Genomic DNA, 16,616 nt, shown 5'->3' on the forward strand with positions numbered 1-16,616 from the left:
AAACTTTGTTCCACATTCAGAATTAGTGTACCTCGGTAGCGATTTAATGCACTTCAACAGCTAGCGCCACATGTGAGCAAGCATGAGCGAGCGCGTGAGCAACAAGAGGCGGCGCATCAACGGCGTGCTGTGCGCGGGGCTGTTCTTTCAATCGGTCACATGGGACTGCGTCGAATGAAAGCCGCCCGGGGCCCGGCGCGCAGATCAGGCGCCTTTTGCCGTCAAAAGGGAGTCATCGACGTCAGCGAGACGCAAATCGAGGGACGGTCCTAGACCAGCTGAGTCATATGGGTTGCATCCTCGGATTGTCTGCACCGTGCCGATCGTCTGCAAGCGGCGCAAGCAACGCACGGTGCCGGCGAGCGGTGAAAACGGCGCCACGCTCGATGCCCTTCGCGCTCATTGGGCCGACCGCAATTGCGACTTCGATAGCCAAGCGCATGGGCCGCTGATCTCGCTACTTAGGAATCCCGAAACCGACGCCGAGCAATCGTCGGCATACCACTGACGGCCATGACGTGGCTTACACGTCAAGGCACCCGGGAGGCTTGTACGTATCGCCGTCCGGCTATTCGTAGTTGCGCCACTCAGAGTCAGACGTCTTTGAAACGTGACAAGTTCGACCCGAAAGCGATTTACGCCGTCGTCCGCACGAAAGTCGAACAGGTGGAGATTCGGATCTATTGTGCTTGCTGCTGCGTGCGCTGTGATGGTGACGTTCATAGTGAACCCCCTCGGTCTTCTAGCACCGACCGGGCGCTGCGGTTCGGAGGGGCTCTACGGACTCAGCGATTGCACACTTTCCATGGTCCTCGCCCACAGATGGGGGAACGCTCTCATCTGAACCGGTCCGCCCGCGCCGATCTCAGCGAGATAAAAAAATACCAGCGGATCGCACTTATGTGCAAGGACTCTCGCATGCGCTTTAAGTAAGCTTGAATGAAGATGAGCCAAAACGAGCTATGCCGACAGGGACGAGTCGCCCCATGTAACCCCTTTTTGCTGGCGCATAGCGATCAACCACGCGACTAGTGCATCGTCGATTCGCTTCTGCGGAAGATGTGCATGATAGGTGAGAGCAGGCAATGGAAACCGATTCACCGCAGCGAACGAACGCTGAAAACCCCTGGATAGTGGTGATCTTGCTTTCTCTCGGGTTGCTAATTTCTTTCGTCGATCGAACGAGCTTGTCGGCGGCGCTCGCCGACCGAGGATTCGTTCGCGGGTTCGCGCTGACGAGCATCGAACGGGGCTGGCTCAATTCGACCGTGTTCTGGTCCTACGGCTTATTCCAGATGCCGATGGGCTGGCTCGTTGACCGTTACGGCGTCAAATGGCCGTATTCCGCATGCTTCGTACTCTGGTGTCTTGCGGCGGCGGCAACGGGACTTGTCTCCACGCTGTCCGCGCTGATCGTGATGCGCTTGCTCATCGGCGTCGCGGAAGCGGTGGTGGTGCCTGCCACTTATCGCTATCTCGCCGACCACTTTCCCGAAACGCGTAAGGGCACGGCGCTCGGCATCTTTTCCATCGGCGGCAAAATGGGACCGGCGCTCGGTGCGCCGATTGCCGCGTGGATCATCGTTGCCCATTCGTGGAAGGTGAGGTTCGTCGCCACCGGACTCGCCGGCATGATCTGGCTGCTGCCGTGGTTGCTGGTGGTGAGAAACGATTTCCCGAACAAGGATCAACTGGCAAGCGCGAAACATCGTGCGTCGTCGGTGCCGCTCCGGAATCTCCTTGCCAGCCCTGTGGTGTGGGGCGGACTTGTGAACAACTTCTGCTACAGCTATTTCGCGTTTTATTGCATGACGTGGATGCCTGCCTATCTCGTCGAGCAGCGCGGCTTGTAGCTGAGTGACTCGGGGCTCTACACGTTCTTCAGTTTTGCTGGCATCGCCATTGTTGCGGCACTCGCGGGCTGGGCGGCGGACCTGCTCATTGTCCGCGGCCATGATGCGGTGATAATCCGCAAGTGTTTCATCGTGGCGGGGTTCATCGGCGGCACGACAGTCTTGCTGGGCGCCTACGCGCCATCGCCGAACATGGCTCTGTTCTGGAACGTCGTATCGCTCACTCTCCTCGGGCTTGTGACGGCGAACAATCTCGCCTTGTGCAAGCTCACGCTCATTCCCAAACAGGCGGTCGGTCTGAACACCGGACTCCAGCAAGTTGCGACCAGTCTTGCAGGTGGCGTTTCGGCAAGTCTTTCCGGATGGCTGCTTCATGTCGGCGGCAGCAACACATTTCCGATGATGGCGATTTTTGCATTTCTGCTTATTGGCGCGACGAGCACTGTGGTATTGCTCAGACGCGAATGGGCGCCCAAAGTGAACGATCTCCCGTCGGCCTTGCCTTCATCAGACGCGCGGATGATGGCGCGCGTGCATGACGGAACGACGGACTAGCGCCCCGAACCGGGCCCGGTTCCACTTGGGGTAAATGGCAGGCGCATCGCCTCACAATATATGGAATGATTACTTCGCTTTCGGCGATCCCTCCGACGGGCTATGAATTCTCGCTCCATAGGTCCCGCGTAATGGCGGGACTTCGCGAAAGCAGCGCCAAAAGCTGCGCGCAAGCCTAGAACGACGATGGCGGCTGTCGTAGCCGACCGTCGAGGAGACGACATGACACAACACAATCCGGTAAAGCGCCCGACCCGGACAGCCGCGAAGACTCCGCTCACCACCGTGCCCAAGGTTCGCCTCTATGTCGAGCAACCCGAAGAAAAGCAGTGGTTCGTGCATGTTGGCCACGTTACTGACCGGGGGCGCTGGCGTACCGCGCCGCATGCGCATCCCGAATACGGTCAGGTCATTTTCGTGCGTAGCGGGCGCGGCTTGATGAACCTCGAAGGCCGAAGCGTGCCCTTTGAAGGACCGTGCGCGCTATTGCTGCCCACCGAATGTGTCCACGGACTAGACTACGAGTACGATGCTGACCGTTGGGTCGTGACCATCGAGGTGTCGTATCTGGCGCAGGTCAATGCGAGGCTGCACGAGTTCATCGTGCTATGGGGAGAGCCACGCGTCATCTCGCTGGCCGACTCCAAAGACGGTGGCTTGGACGTGCACAATCTCCTTAAGAGTCTTAAACAGGAAGTCGAATCCGATTCAGTGGGACATGTCGCCGGCACCGAGGCGCTGCTCACCATACTGCTGCTCAGGTTGTTGCGCGACGCCAGTCTCGATAAGGCCGGTGAAGAGCACGGCACGCGTCACGACGTACGTCTCGTGGAGCGTTTCCGCAAACTGATCGACGAACACTTCGGCGACAATTTGCCCCTGCAGGACTATGCGTCCATGATGGCGATATCGCTAGTGCAGTTGCGCGCCGCATGCGCATCAGTGGCCGAGCAGAACCCGGCCAAGATGATCCATGCGCGCCTCATCACCGAAGCGAAAAGGAATCTCATCTTCGGCGACATGTCGGTTGAACAGATTGCCTTCGGACTCGGCTTCGCGGATGCTGCCTACTTCACCCGTTTTTTTCGTCGTGAAGTAGGGCAGGCGCCCAGTCAGTTTCGCGCGACGGCGCGGCAGCAACAACCGCGAGAAGCGTCATCGCAATAGCTGGCACGGGCGCGCGCCATGTGACAAAAGTCCCGGCGAATCGAGGTTTTCTGCAAGGACGCGTTGCGGTGGATCGGATAGGCTTGCATAACTGTCATCCGCCATCCGACCATGATGCAGTTCCTCCGAAGCACCCTTCCGATCCTCGCGTTACTGCTGGCGGCGGCGATGTACGCAAGCGCCGCGATGCCCGCGCAGGACACATCGCCAGAATTTGTCTACGTGGGCACGCAGGCGAATCATATCGAAGAACTGCGGCTCGATCCGGCGAGCGGCGAGCTTACTCACATTGCGACGATCAGCGGTGACATCAGGCCTACATGGCTGCTCAAGCATCCACGCTTGCCCGTGCTTTATGCCGTCGACGACGAAAGCAACAAGCCGGGCAGCGTGACGGCATTCAGCGTGAATGAGGAAACGGGCGAATTGAGCCGCGTCGGCACCGTGGCGACGCACGGCATGGGCTCGACCCATCTTACGTTCGACGCCCTTTCAGACACGCTGCTCGCCGCCAACTACAACAGCGGCTCAGTATCGGGCATTGCCGTTCAAGACGACGGTAACGTAGGCGCGCTTGCATCGACGATCAGCGAAAGCGGTTCCGGGCCAAACCGCCGGCAAATGAGCGCGCACGCGCATAGCGCGCTCGTCGATCCTTCCGGAGGTTACGTTCTCGTGCCCGATCTCGGCGCGGACCGCGTTTTCGTGTATGGCTTCGACCGCGCGACTCGCGCACTGACCGCACTCGATGCGCACCATTCCCACGATTTCGTCATGCCCTTCGGCAGCGGACCGCGTCATATTGTGTTCGGCGCGGATGGACGCTTCGCATATCTCATCACCGAATTGTCCGCCGATGTGATGGTGCTCGGTTGGGACGCGTCACAAGGGTGTCTGACGCTCGTACAGTCGCTTCCGGTTTCGAACGCCGCAGCCGTGAGCGGCAAGAGCGGCGCGGAGCTCGCGGTCAGCCGCGAGGGGCGCTTTGTATATGTTGCCAATCGCGGTGAAAATGAAATCGTCGTCTATCGCGTCGACCAAGCGAGCGGCCGGCTCTCAGAGATGCAACGTGCAACTTCGGGCGGAATCAAGCCGTGGAGCTTCGGCATCGATTCGTCAGGAAGATGGCTGTTGGTCGCAAATCAGGGAAGCGGCACCGTGAGCGTTCTGGCTATCGATCCGGCAACCGGAGCGCTTAAGAACACGGGCGTTTCCGCGAAGGCATCGAATGCCGTGAGCCTTGCCTTTTCACGCTGACCCGGAAAGTCCGTGTTCGATTAGAACATGAGCGCGTGTCCGATCGGCTCAATTTATCTCTAGTCCTGTCACGCGCAGCTTAGGCAAAGCACCGGATATTCGCTTCGCGCGACGAGCAAAATAGCGTGTCATCGCGACCGACGCACTCAAACACTCACCTGCGATCCTTCAACACACAAGCGAATAACCTGTTCGCGAATCTACCCGATGATTTGCTGAAATATTTTATCGAAGAGCATGGCGGGGGTTTGCAAGCGGTGTTGGAGAGCAAGCGCCTTTATCGATCGATAGGAAGACTCGTTGCAGGGCGTCTCGTAACAAAAGTGCAGTCGAATCTTACTTTTTTATAGGGACCGGGGCGCCGCCCTCACATATTCTTGATCCGTCGAGAGATCCTTCTCGCATGCAATTGGCTCGAGCTTTTGACGGAGACATATCTAACAAAGGAGACGTCGATTATAAAAAGCCTCCCTCGAAACCTAAATCTTCTGAAAACCCAGCCGCTTCGGCCTCCCAAAAAGGGGCGATCCCAATAAGGCGTGGATTTTTCACGCCGACGACCACGCATCTTTGCCCTCGGGTTATAGCGCGCTGTCCGCCGCGACAACCGGTGTGTGGACGCTTCAACTACCGATTAACGAGTATCTGAGAAAGCAGTTTCGATTATCAGTCGTACGTAGCAAACCACATTCATATAAAACGTCGGCTTACCGATGTCGAAACAAACGGAGATATCGAAATGAATAGACTAACTTCCCTCGCATGCGCCGCAGGGTTGTTTTGTGCGTCCGTCCCGTGCGTGTTCGCCCAGTCGGCAGTCACACTTTACGGCGTAATCGACAATGGCTTGGTCTATCAAAATTCGGGTGGCAACAATTCGGCGATCCGGGCAGTACCTGGCGGACTATTCTCGACACGCTACGGCTTCAAGGGCAGCGAGGATATCGGCGGTGGCCTGCACGTCAACTTCCAGCTGGAGCAAGCGTTCTCCGGCCAGACGGGTGCAGCGACAGACCCGACCAAGGCCTTTAACCGTTTAGCGTTTGTCGGAATGTCCGGCGGTTTTGGAGAAGTCCGCTTCGGCTTGCAAAACACGCCGCAATACGACGTCCTTCAAGCGGCAATGGACCCCTCGTGGGTGAAAAGTATCGCGTCGCCGATGAATAACTTCAACGGCCTGATCATCCGGGCGATCAATGGTATTTCCTACTACACGCCAACGGTGGGTGGACTGAATGCCAAATTCATGGTGGCATTGCGCGATTCGTCGACTGGCGGAGGCTCTGGAATAGGGTTTTACAACGTCGTCGTCCAGTACATTAACGGGCCGCTGAATGTTGCGGCCGGCTATGAGCGTGGAGATGAGCCTGCGGTTGGAGCGGGTGGCAGTTATTCCCTGACGGGCGGAGCTGCTGCAGGTCCGGGCGCGGTGTTTACGGTGTTCAACGCTGGCGCTTCGTACGCGATCGGAGACGACCGCATCTGGCTGGCTTATCACACTGAGAAGTTAACCAATACGCCGAAATACATGCAGCACGACGTCTACCAACTATCAGATTCTTATCAGTTCGACCCGGCTACGCTGTTTTCGGTGATGTACGGTTACGTCCACGATCGCACGGGCGCGGGTAACAACGCGCAGCAAGTGGGTGTGCTTCTCGAGTACGCGCTGTCCAAGTCGACCGAGCTCTACACTGCGATGGCTTTTCTGCAGAACAAGAATCAAGCGAAATACACGCTTTCGGGTACCGCATATTCAGGGCTCGTTGTCGCTGCGGGCGCTGACTCGCGCGGTATCGGCATCGGTCTCGTACACAAGTTCTGACGTGGCGGCGAAATCTCCGCGCAGCTTCAATCAAGAATCAGTCTGCAGCACCATGATCTCCGCTGCGTCGCACCCCGAGAGCGTTTGAAGTATCCGCGAGCGGGGCGGAATACTTCTTTGCCCCGCAGCGTTGACTGCAACTGTCCGTCCGGCCAATTCGTAGCATTTGCGATCGATGGACCCAAAACTTCGATTGTCCTGCTTCTCACCTACCCGCCAATCGGCGAATAACCGGCGCGTCAGGAACTGCGCGAACACAATACTCATTTCCCGTTCGATTTCTTCTCGGCATTTTGAAGACTGTCGGGATAGGTATTGTCTCCAGCTGCAGGGTTGTAGCCATTTTTTTCAAGCGTTCCCAGCTCAGCGTTCTTCTTCACACGGCGTGCTTTGCGAGCCGCTTTATCCGAGGCTTGCGGATGGGCGGATGTCGTCGTCGACGCCTCGGGTTGCGTACTGGTCGGCGATGCCTTCGCCGCCTGGCCTGTGGGCGGACTCGCCGTGGATTGGCTGAAGGCCGGCGCTGCCTGCATCAGGCACGTCGTTGCCACGAACAAGGGCCATCTGCGAGCAATGGATAACAATTTGGACATAGTGTGCTCCGACACTGGATGGGTGACGACCTCGCGCAAAACACGTGCCCCTTGAGGCCATTAATTCAACACGTTGATCCGGGCTTCCGCATCGTGCACATACGCGAAGGCCGTGTCAATTACTTCGCGTATGTCCTGACAGCGACCAGGCGCGCGTTCGCTCGGAAAGACAAGATTAGCTTTACTTACTTGAAAGCATCGGTGTATGGATCGCGCCGCATTGAAAAAAACAGGCGCTGCCTTGACTCCGCTTTTTATTGTTCCCGCAACAGCTGCAAAGAAACTGTCCCCGTCACGAGGTGCTGGATACAGGTGATCGTCCCAACCGGTCATTTGCCGATCGAACAGGTTTTACTAGTGGCGAGAATAAAAGCCGCGTCGTCGATCTAAATGTTCTCAAGGAAGATCCGGGGCCACAAAAGTGCAATCGAATCTGACTTTTGTATAGGGACGCGGGGTTGCTGCTCACCTATTCTTGACCCATTGAGACGCTTCGAGCAGCGCCACGTACACCAGTTGGTGCCGGAGCCCTATCCATGGAGACGAAGTTGACCAAGAAAGTCCCTCTCAAAATCGCAATCGCGGAGCATCCGCATACGTCTGCCATCCGCAACGGGTCGATCCCGATTGAAGGCGTGGATGCGGAATTCATCACCGTACATCCGCAGATCGGTGCGTTTCGCCGCATGGTGCGCGATGTCGAATTCGATGTGTGCGAGATCGCGCCGACCACGTACATCATTGCCCGCGCCTTTGGAGGACCGTTTGTCGCGCTGCCGATTTTCGTCGTGCGCCGCTTTCACCACGCGGGTTTGCTCGTTCGTCCGGACGCCGGTATTCAGACGCCCAAGGATCTGGAAGGCAAAAAAGTCGGCGTGCGCGCCTATTCGGTGACGACTGGCGTGTGGACCCGTCAGGTTCTGATCGACGAGTTTGGCCTCGATTCGTCGAAGGTTACGTGGGTGGTGGACGACGAAGAACACGTGACGCAACTGAAGCTGCCGTCAAATGTAATCCACGCGCCGGAAGGCGCCTCGCTTGCCGACATGATGGCATCAGGAGAATTGTCGGCGGGTTTCGGTGCCAATGCCGGCATTGGCCGCACGGGGGCGCCCACGGGCGGCTGGAAGGAAGTCGAGGCTGACTATCCCGACCTGTTGCCTAATGCGACCGAGCTCGAAGCCGAGTACTTTGCCCGCACCGGCGTTTATCCGATGCACGGCACCATTGTCGTGAAGGACTCGGTGCTGGCCGAGCATCCGTGGATCGCAAAATCGATTTATGACGCCTTCGCGCAGGCCAAGAAGGAATGGCTCGCGCGTCTCGATGCAGGCGAAGCCACGAGCAAGAGCGACCAGAAGTATCTTGAGCTGCGCAAGATCGTCGGACATGATCCGTTGCCGTATGGCCTTGCCGAGAACCTCAAGACCATCGAGGCACTGGAGGCCACGGCGTTCAAGCAAGGACTGACGCCGCGCCGCATGTCGATCGACGAACTGTTCGTCGACCCGCAGGTTGGCTGATACGGGAGAGACGACATGATCATCGATTGCCACGGCCACTTCACGACCGTACCCGCATTATTTCGCGCCTGGCGCGCCAAACAGGTCGAATTCGCGAATGACCCGACGAACGCGCCTTCGCGCGACGGCGCGCACGTGAGTGACGACGAAATCCGCGAAGCCATCGGCAATGGCCAACTCAAGTTGCAGCAGGAGCGCGGAAGCGACCTAACGCTGTTCTCGCCGATCGCCGGCCTTATGAGCCATCACCTCGGCAACGAGCGCACGAGCCTCGAATGGGCCGAAGTCTCGAACGACCTCGTTTTTCGCGTGACCGAGCTCTATCCGGATAACTTCGCGCCGGTTTGCCAGTTGCCGCAGTCGCCGGGCGCGGCGCCCGCCAATAGCATCGCCGAACTGCGCCGTTGCGTTCAGGAGATGGGCTTTGTCGGTTGCAACCTCAATCCGGACCCGAGCGGCGGCTACTGGACCGGCAAGCCGATGACCGACCGCGAGTGGTACCCGCTCTACGAAGCCCTCGTCGATCTGGACGTGCCCGCGATGATTCACGTGGCGGCTTCCTGCAACCCCTGTTTTCACGGTACTGGCGCGCATTATCTGAACGCGGATACGTCAGTGTTCATGCAGATTCTGCAATCGGATCTCTTCAAGGATTTTCCAACTTTGCGTCTCGTGATTCCGCACGGTGGCGGAGCGGTGCCGTACCACTGGGGGCGTTACCGCGGAATGTCGCTTGAAATGCGCGAACGTCCACTGGAAGGCCTGCTCGACAACATCTTCTTCGACTCGTGCGTGTATCACCAGCCTGGCGTTGAATTGCTGACGAAGGTCATTCCGTCCGACAACGTGCTGTTCGGTTCGGAGATGATCGGTGCGGTTCGGGGCAAAGACCCGGCGACCGGCCAATACTTCGACGACACGAAGCGTTACCTCGACGCTTGTCCGGGGCTCAATGATGAAGACCGCTACAAGATATTCGAAGGCAACGCGCGCCGCGTCTATCCGCGCCTCGACAAGCGTCTCAAAGCGCGCGGCAAATAAGGAAGGAGATGAACATGGCTCAAGAGATCATTGATATTCATCCGCACATCATCTCCAACGATGAAACACGCTATCCGCCCGCGCCTTTGTTCGGCAAGCGTTCGGAATGGTCCAAGGAGCGTCCGACCACGGTTGAGACGCTGATCGAATCGATGGATGCGGCCGGCGTCGCCAAGGCGGCCGTGGTCCATTCGTCGACGACATATGGCTTCGATAACAGTTATGTCGTGGAAGCATGTTCCGAGCATGCGGATCGCCTCGCCGCGGTCGGCTCCGTGGACGTGCTTCAACCGGATGCGCCGGAACGCATCCGCGAGTGGGTCGGGCGCGGGCTCGCCGGATTGCGCCTTTTCACGGGCGGAAGCACCAAGGATTTTGATCCAAGCGGACTCGATGACGAAAGGTCGTTTCCCGCATGGGAGCTGTGCGGCGAGCTGAACTTGCCCATGTGCATTCAGACCGGACCCGTCGGCTTGCCGCAAGTGCAGCGTCTGGCGAAGCGCTTTCCGAGCGTGTCGATCATTCTGGACCACCTCGCACGCCCGGAAGTCAGCGACGGAATGCCGTATGCAAAGGCGCAGAGTCTTTTCGATCTGGCCGCGTTCGACAATATCTATCTGAAGCTCACACCGCGTATTTTTGGCGATGTGCAGAAGGGCAGCGCCAGTCCGGATACGTTCTTTCCGAGCGTGCTGGACGCATTTGGCGCGCAGCGCATGGCGTGGGGATCCAACTATCCCACGTCGCCGGGGACGCTGGCCGAGATCCTGGCGACTGCGCGGGCGTCCCTTGTGTGTCTTTCCGAAGAAGACCGCGCTTGGATCTTTGGCAAGACCGCGCAACTGCTGTATCCGACGCTGGCCTGATGTTGCAGCTATTCGTGCCGGTTCGCATCAGAGCGCCGGCACGCGCGAATCAAACGAACGGACAACAAGAATGCGGATGGAGACAAGCAAATCTGAACGGCCCGGGATCGGAGGCCGATGGGCCGTCCTCGGGCTTCTCGCGCTCGGCGTGCTGATTTCGTTCGTGGATCGCACCAGCATCTCCTCGACGCTGGCAGACCCGGCGTTCATTCGACATTTCGCGTTATCGAGTGTCGATCGAGGATGGATCAACGCGGCCTTCTTCTGGTCCTACGGTGTCTTTCAGGTGCCGATGGGCTGGATAGCGGACCGCTACGGTGTCAAATGGCCCTATGCCATCAGCTTCGCGCTCTGGTGCCTTGCGACTGCCCTGATGGGTGCGGTGACCGCGCTTGCCGGTCTGGTCATGTTGCGGCTAATCATCGGTGTGGCGGAAGCCATTGTCATTCCCGCAAGCTACCGGTGGATTCGCAACAACTTCGACGAAAGCCAGAACGGACTCGCGGTCGGCATCCTTGCGATGGGGAACAAGTTCGGTCCCGCGCTCGGAGCGCCGGTGGGCGCATGGTTCCTCGTCAACTATTCGTGGCGAGTCATGTTCATCGCCACGGGCCTGATCGGTCTGCTGTGGCTGATTCCTTGGCTTCTGATGGTGCGCAGCGATTTACCGGCGAAGTCGGAAATCACGGAGGCGAATCTCAACGCTCGCTCGGTGACGCTCGGCAATATCATGTCCAGCCCGGTCGTGTGGGGCGGGTTGATCACCAATTTCTGCTATGGCTACTTCACGTTCTACTGCATGACGTGGATGCCCGCTTATCTAGTCGAGCAGCGCAATCTCTCGATTTCGCGCTCGGGTCTGTTCACGTTCTTCAGCTTCGCCGGAATCGCAATCGTGGCTGCAATCGCCGGATGGGCCGCCGACCGCATCATTGCCCGCGGGTTCGATCCCATTCGCGTGCGCAAGGCGTTCACCGTCGTCGGCTTCGCGGGCGGTTGCACCGTGCTACTCGGAGCCTACGCGAATTCGCTCGGTATGGCGCTGTTCTGGAATGTGCTCTCGCTGTCTCTGCTCGGCCTCGTTACCGCCAATAACCTGGTACTGTCGCGCCTGACCTTGATTCCGAAGCCGGCGATCGGACTCGTGACAGGCGTCCAGCAACTCGCGACGAGTCTCGCGGGCGGCGTGTCGGCGAGCCTGTCGGGATGGCTTCTGCATGTTGGCGGAAGCTATCAACTCCCCATGGTGGTGATTCTCGGCTTCTTGGTCGTAGGCGCGCTGGCGACGATCATCCTGTATCGCTCCGAATGGGCTCCCAGGGTGACCGGAGTACACGGCAAGATGCGGCAAGCTTGATTCTTCCGGCAGCAGTGGGGCTGAAGAGTTCATTTAACACGTAACATCATTGAGATATCCTAAATGGCGAAGATCGTATTCGGCATGGCTGTGCCGCACAGCGGCATGCTCGGCCAGGCACCGGAGGACTGGCTGAAGAACGGCGAGCGGGATCGCCTCAACCCAGAACTTTGGTTTCGCAACCGGACGTGGACGTATCCCGAACTGGAAGCGCACCGGGGCGCAGCGTTCGAACCGTTTCTGACAATCGAGGAACGCACCGAGCGCGCCGCGCGTTGCCGCATAGCGCTCGACGCAATGGCTGCAGCCTACCGCGAAGCGAACGTCGACGTGGCGATCATTCTCGGCAAGGATCAGAAAGAAATCTTCACTGACTTCTCGCCATCGATTGCCATCTATAGCGGCGCGGAAGTGCATAACGGGCCGCCGCAACGGTCGGTGTACGCGCCGGACCATCACGTGACGCATCACTGTCATCCGGAGCTGGCGACCTACCTCCTCAAGCACTTTCAGCGTGAAAATTTCGATCTGACCGATTTGTTCGCATGGCCTGACAACGCGTGGATGAAGCCATTGCCCGAGTACCCTGTCGCCCCGCATGCGTACAGCTTCGTTTATCACCAGATCATGGGCGACAATCCGCCGCCGCATGTGCCGATCATCTTGAATTGCTTTTATCCGCCGACGCAGCCTTCGATGTCCCGTTGCATCGAATTCGGACGTGTGCTGCGCGATGCCATCACCGCGTGGCCCGAGGACGTGCGAGTGGGCATCTTTGCCTCTGGCGGCCTGTCGCACTTCGTCAATGACGAGGAATTCGACCGCGACATCATGAAGATGCTGGCCAATTACGACTATGACGGGCTGGCCGCGGTAGACGACCGTTCTTATCAATCCGGCACTTCGGAAATCAAGCTTTACGTGAGTGTGATGAAGGCCGTGCAGGAAACTCGAGCCCAAATGACGCTGGTGGACTATGTGCCGTGCTGGCGCACGCCTGCGGGAACGGGCGAGGGAATGGGCTTCATGTACTGGAAAGCCGAAGACTGATTTCACAAGACCAGCGAGAGAGAAGCATCATGAGCGATACACGCCTTAACAGCATCATCCGCGCCTTTGAATCCGGCAAGACCGCCTATACGGCGTTCTCCAAGCTGGACAGACAGTCAGCCATCGAGATGACCGATGCGCCGTACAACGGCATCGTCTTCGAGATGGAGCACAACCCTTATGACGTCACTGCACTGGGCGATGCGTTGCAGTACATGCTCAACCGCAAGCAGATCGCTGAATCCGGCTCGGTCGCTCCTCGTGTGACGCCGATCGCCCGTATCCCGGCCAATGGCGCGGAGATGAATCAGGCCTTTGCCAAACAAGTGCTCGATCGCGGCGCGTATGGTGTGGTGTGGCCGCACGTATCGACCGTGGAGCAGGCGTACAACGCGGTGGCTTCATGCCGCTACGCGCGCCCGAAGACGGCGCCCTTGTATGAGCCCAAAGGAGTCCGCGGCGACGGACCCGCAACGGCGGCACGTTACTGGGGCTTGAGCATGGCCGATTACTATCGCAAGGCCGATGTGTGGCCGTTGGCGCCAGAAGGCGAAATCCTCGTCGGACTCATGTGTGAAAGCACCGAGGCGATCGAAAACCTCGATGACATTCTGTCGAACGTGCCCGGTATCGGCTTTATTCTGATAGGTGAAGGCGATCTCAGCCAGCAACTCGGCCATCCGCGGGACTACGAGCATCCCGAAGTGGCCGATGCGATGCGGCGAATCGTTGAGACCTGCCATAAGCATAAGGTTGTCGTCGGCAATCCGCACGTGAACGCGAAGAACCACGAACGCCTGCTCGAAGAGGGCTATCGCTTCCTGATGTCCGCGCCGCTCAAGAGTTATGGCGTCGTCGGCAAGGCGCGTGAAGTCGCGGGGTACTGAAAGATGAACGGTGCCGAAAGCCTCGTCCAGACGCTGACCGAGCAGGGCGTCGACATTTGCTTTGCGAATCCGGGCACGTCGGAGATGCATTTTCTGAGGGCGCTCGAAAACCCGCGAATGAAGAGCGTGCTGTGCCTGTTCGAAGGCGTGTGCACCGGTGCGGCAGACGGCTATTACCGGATGAAGGGCACGCCGGCGTCCACTTTGTTGCACCTGGGGCCGGGCCTCGCGAATGGTCTCGCGAATATTCACAATGCGAAGCGCGCGTCGTCGGGCATGGTGAATATCGTTGGTGAGCATTCGGCAGCGCATCTCAAGTACGATCCGCCGCTCACGTCCGATATCGAAGGGCTCGCGCGTCCGCTCAGTCATTGGGTGCGGCGAGTCGAATCGCCTGATGCGGTCGCATGGGATGTCGCCGCCGCCGTGAGCAAGGCAAGCGAGCATTCTGGCCAGATCGCCACGTTGATTTTGCCGGGCGATACGTCTTGGCAGGAAACGAGCGCACGCATCGACGTTCCGCAAGCAGTCGCTTACGCGAAGACGCCGGATGCCGCGCGTGTCGAACATATCGCGAGGGTGCTTCGTTCGGGCGAGCCGACACTGATCGTGCTCGCGGGCCGTTCGACGCGTGGCCGCGCGCTCGAACTGGCGGGCAGGCTTAAAAGCGCCACGCTTTGCCGGCTTGCGACGCAGTTCTTCACGGCGCGCATCGAACGCGGGGCAGGGCGTGTCACGCTGGAGCGCATTCCGTATGCGGTCGATGCTGCGATCGACTATCTCAAGGGCTTCAGGCACATCATCACCGTCGAAACAACCGAGCCGATCGCGTTTTTCAGTTACCCGGGCAAACCGAGTTTGCTGAAGTCGCCGGGCACGACGGTTCAGGCGTTGGCAGAGGTGGGTGAAGACGGCACGGCGGGACTAGAAATGCTCGTCGATGCGCTCGGTGCCCAGCACGCGCCAGTGCTCCACCAGACGCGCGCTGACGCGACCGCGCCCGTTGGTGCGTTGAACCCTGCAAGCATCGCACAGGCGCTCGCTTCGGCCTTGCCCGAGAACTGCATTCTCGTCGATGAATCCCTCACTACAGGACGCGAAACGATGGGGCTGACTGTGGGCGCAGCGCCGCACGATCTCATCAACAACATGGGCGGCTCGATCGGCTACGGCACACCGGTCGCAACGGGCGCGGCACTCGCGTGTCCGGATCGTCGGGTGTTCTGCATGGTCGGTGATGGAAGCGCCATGTACACGATCCAGTCGCTATGGACGCAGGCCCGCGAAAACCTGAACGTGACGACGATCATCTTCGCCAACAACAGCTACGCGATCCTCAAGGCCGAGTACGCCAACATGGGTGCGGGCGCGCCGGGCGAGCGGGCGCTTGCCATGATCGATATCGACAGGCCGCGCATCGACTGGCTCGCGATGGCGAAGAGCATGGGCGTGCCGGGCGTCGCCGTCAACAGCGCGGACGCCTTTCACCAAGCCATGACTCATTCGGTGCATGAGTCCGGTCCGTGCCTCATCGAGGTCCGCCTTTAATTCGATCCAAATTTAGAGCGAAAGGACAAAACACCATGGGAACGACGCAAAGCAAAAAGCCTGTGCTACGCACGAACCTCGCTACCTATCCGGTCACGAAAGCGATGAAGGACGGGCGCGTGAGTTCGGAACTTGTCAATTTGGACTATTGCGGCCCCACCCCGGCGCATAACGGCTTCAAGGCGATGGTGCGCGAGAATGCGTTCGACGCGGGCGAACTAGCGATTGTTACTTTCCTGCAGGCCAAGGCCTACGGTAAGCCCTACGTGCTGCTGCCAACGCCGATCTCGGGCCGCTTCCAGCATCACTGCGCGGGGTACAACATCGACTTCGGTCCCTTGGATCCGAGGGACATCGAGGGGAAGAAGGTCGGCGTGCGCACCTACACGCAAACCACGGCGCTCTGGATTCGCGGCATTCTGCGGCACGAATATGGCGTCGATCTCGACAGAGTAACGTGGATGACACTCGGCGACGGCCATCTCGCCGAATATCTCGATCCGGAGAACTGTGTGCGTCTGCCCGTCGGATCGTCAATTCCGCAGATGATGCTAGACGGTGAGCTGAGCGCGGCACTCCTCGGAGAGGACATGCCGAAAGACCCGCGTGTTCGCACGCTTGTGCCTGATGCCCAGAACGCGGCCAAGGATTGGTTCGCGCGCGAAGGCGTTGTACCGATCAACCACATGTTCGTTGTTCACAAGGATCTGTCCAGGCGGCGTCCCGACATTATTCGCGAACTGTATCGAATGATCGTTGAGAGCCGTGCGCTGACAGAAGGCGGCATTCCAGCCGTATTTCCGCCCATTGGCGTCGAAGAGAACCGCAAGGGCCTGCAACTGGCGATCGACTGGGCGCTGGATCAGAAGATCATTCCCCATCGCCTATTGGTGGATGAGCTATTCGACGATGTGACGGCCGCGCTGAAGTGATCGCATGAATCAAGCGTCGCCATGGGTGGCGATGTGCACGCTCATGAGGTGCCAAAAACACCGCCTCAGAACGAGAACAATCGGAGACTGTCTGTGTATTCATATCCCTGCGTCAGGAAGCTGCTAGCCTGTCTAACCTACGGAGGCGCCTGCATTTTGGTT

15 protein-coding genes are annotated in these 16,616 nt (G+C 58.9%); 14 read left to right on the top strand and 1 reads right to left on the bottom strand.

What is annotated here, in order from left to right; all coding sequences use genetic code 11:
* Positions 1 to 316 precede the first annotated feature (316 nt).
* The 6 genes from ACYQ47_RS16480 (at position 317) to ACYQ47_RS16505 (ending at position 6,657) form a co-directional block, all read left to right on the top strand.
* Entirely contained in the window at positions 317 to 508 is a 192-nt protein-coding gene (locus ACYQ47_RS16480; protein ID WP_459906025.1) for a hypothetical protein, read from the top strand.
* A gap of 577 nt (positions 509 to 1,085) precedes the next feature.
* The gene (locus ACYQ47_RS16485; RefSeq protein WP_459906026.1) at positions 1,086 to 1,853 is read left to right on the top strand and encodes an MFS transporter; all 768 of its coding nucleotides are present in this window, start codon (positions 1,086 to 1,088) and stop codon (positions 1,851 to 1,853) included.
* 132 nt (positions 1,854 to 1,985) lie between these two features.
* Entirely contained in the window at positions 1,986 to 2,408 is a 423-nt protein-coding gene (locus tag ACYQ47_RS16490) for a hypothetical protein (RefSeq protein WP_459906027.1), read from the top strand.
* A gap of 222 nt (positions 2,409 to 2,630) precedes the next feature.
* A complete protein-coding gene (locus tag ACYQ47_RS16495; RefSeq protein WP_459906028.1) occupies positions 2,631 to 3,575 on the top strand; it encodes a helix-turn-helix domain-containing protein in 945 nt (314 codons plus the stop codon).
* Between the two features lie 111 nt (positions 3,576 to 3,686).
* Positions 3,687 to 4,832 (top strand): lactonase family protein, encoded by a 1,146-nt coding sequence (locus ACYQ47_RS16500; RefSeq protein ID WP_459906029.1) that lies wholly within the window; start codon positions 3,687 to 3,689, stop codon positions 4,830 to 4,832.
* Positions 4,833 to 5,571: 739 nt separating this feature from the next.
* Positions 5,572 to 6,657 (top strand): porin, encoded by a 1,086-nt coding sequence (locus ACYQ47_RS16505; RefSeq protein WP_459906030.1) that lies wholly within the window; start codon positions 5,572 to 5,574, stop codon positions 6,655 to 6,657.
* A gap of 263 nt (positions 6,658 to 6,920) precedes the next feature.
* On the opposite strand, the gene ACYQ47_RS16510 is transcribed toward ACYQ47_RS16505, so the two are convergent.
* The gene (locus ACYQ47_RS16510) at positions 6,921 to 7,250 is read right to left on the bottom strand and encodes a DUF4148 domain-containing protein (protein ID WP_459906032.1); all 330 of its coding nucleotides are present in this window, start codon (positions 7,248 to 7,250) and stop codon (positions 6,921 to 6,923) included.
* A 548-nt stretch (positions 7,251 to 7,798) separates the two neighbouring features.
* On the opposite strand from ACYQ47_RS16510, the gene ACYQ47_RS16515 reads away from it, so the two are divergent.
* From ACYQ47_RS16515 to ACYQ47_RS16550, 8 genes are all read left to right on the top strand, one after another.
* Positions 7,799 to 8,773 carry an ABC transporter substrate-binding protein gene (locus ACYQ47_RS16515; RefSeq protein ID WP_459906033.1) on the top strand — a complete coding sequence of 325 codons (975 nt, stop codon included), beginning with the start codon at positions 7,799 to 7,801 and terminating at the stop codon, positions 8,771 to 8,773.
* A gap of 15 nt (positions 8,774 to 8,788) precedes the next feature.
* Positions 8,789 to 9,814 (top strand): amidohydrolase family protein, encoded by a 1,026-nt coding sequence (locus ACYQ47_RS16520; protein ID WP_459906034.1) that lies wholly within the window; start codon positions 8,789 to 8,791, stop codon positions 9,812 to 9,814.
* A gap of 14 nt (positions 9,815 to 9,828) precedes the next feature.
* Positions 9,829 to 10,680: an amidohydrolase family protein gene (locus ACYQ47_RS16525; RefSeq protein ID WP_459906035.1), complete on the top strand. Its 852-nt coding sequence runs from the start codon at positions 9,829 to 9,831 to the stop codon at positions 10,678 to 10,680.
* A gap of 76 nt (positions 10,681 to 10,756) precedes the next feature.
* On the top strand, positions 10,757 to 12,037 hold the full coding sequence (locus ACYQ47_RS16530) for an MFS transporter (RefSeq protein WP_459906036.1): 1,281 nt from the start codon (positions 10,757 to 10,759) through the stop codon (positions 12,035 to 12,037).
* A gap of 63 nt (positions 12,038 to 12,100) precedes the next feature.
* Positions 12,101 to 13,087, top strand: coding sequence for a DODA-type extradiol aromatic ring-opening family dioxygenase (locus ACYQ47_RS16535; RefSeq protein ID WP_459906037.1), 987 nt, complete (start codon positions 12,101 to 12,103; stop codon positions 13,085 to 13,087).
* Positions 13,088 to 13,116: 29 nt separating this feature from the next.
* Entirely contained in the window at positions 13,117 to 13,974 is an 858-nt protein-coding gene (locus ACYQ47_RS16540; protein ID WP_459906503.1) for an HpcH/HpaI aldolase family protein, read from the top strand.
* Positions 13,975 to 13,977: 3 nt separating this feature from the next.
* Complete coding sequence (locus tag ACYQ47_RS16545; RefSeq protein ID WP_459906038.1) at positions 13,978 to 15,522, top strand: acetolactate synthase large subunit; 1,545 nt, start codon at positions 13,978 to 13,980, stop codon at positions 15,520 to 15,522.
* Positions 15,523 to 15,557: 35 nt separating this feature from the next.
* Positions 15,558 to 16,454 carry a phosphate ABC transporter substrate-binding protein gene (locus ACYQ47_RS16550; protein ID WP_459906039.1) on the top strand — a complete coding sequence of 299 codons (897 nt, stop codon included), beginning with the start codon at positions 15,558 to 15,560 and terminating at the stop codon, positions 16,452 to 16,454.
* Positions 16,455 to 16,616 lie beyond the last annotated feature (162 nt).

Source organism: Caballeronia sp. HLA56 (genome assembly GCF_054655155.1).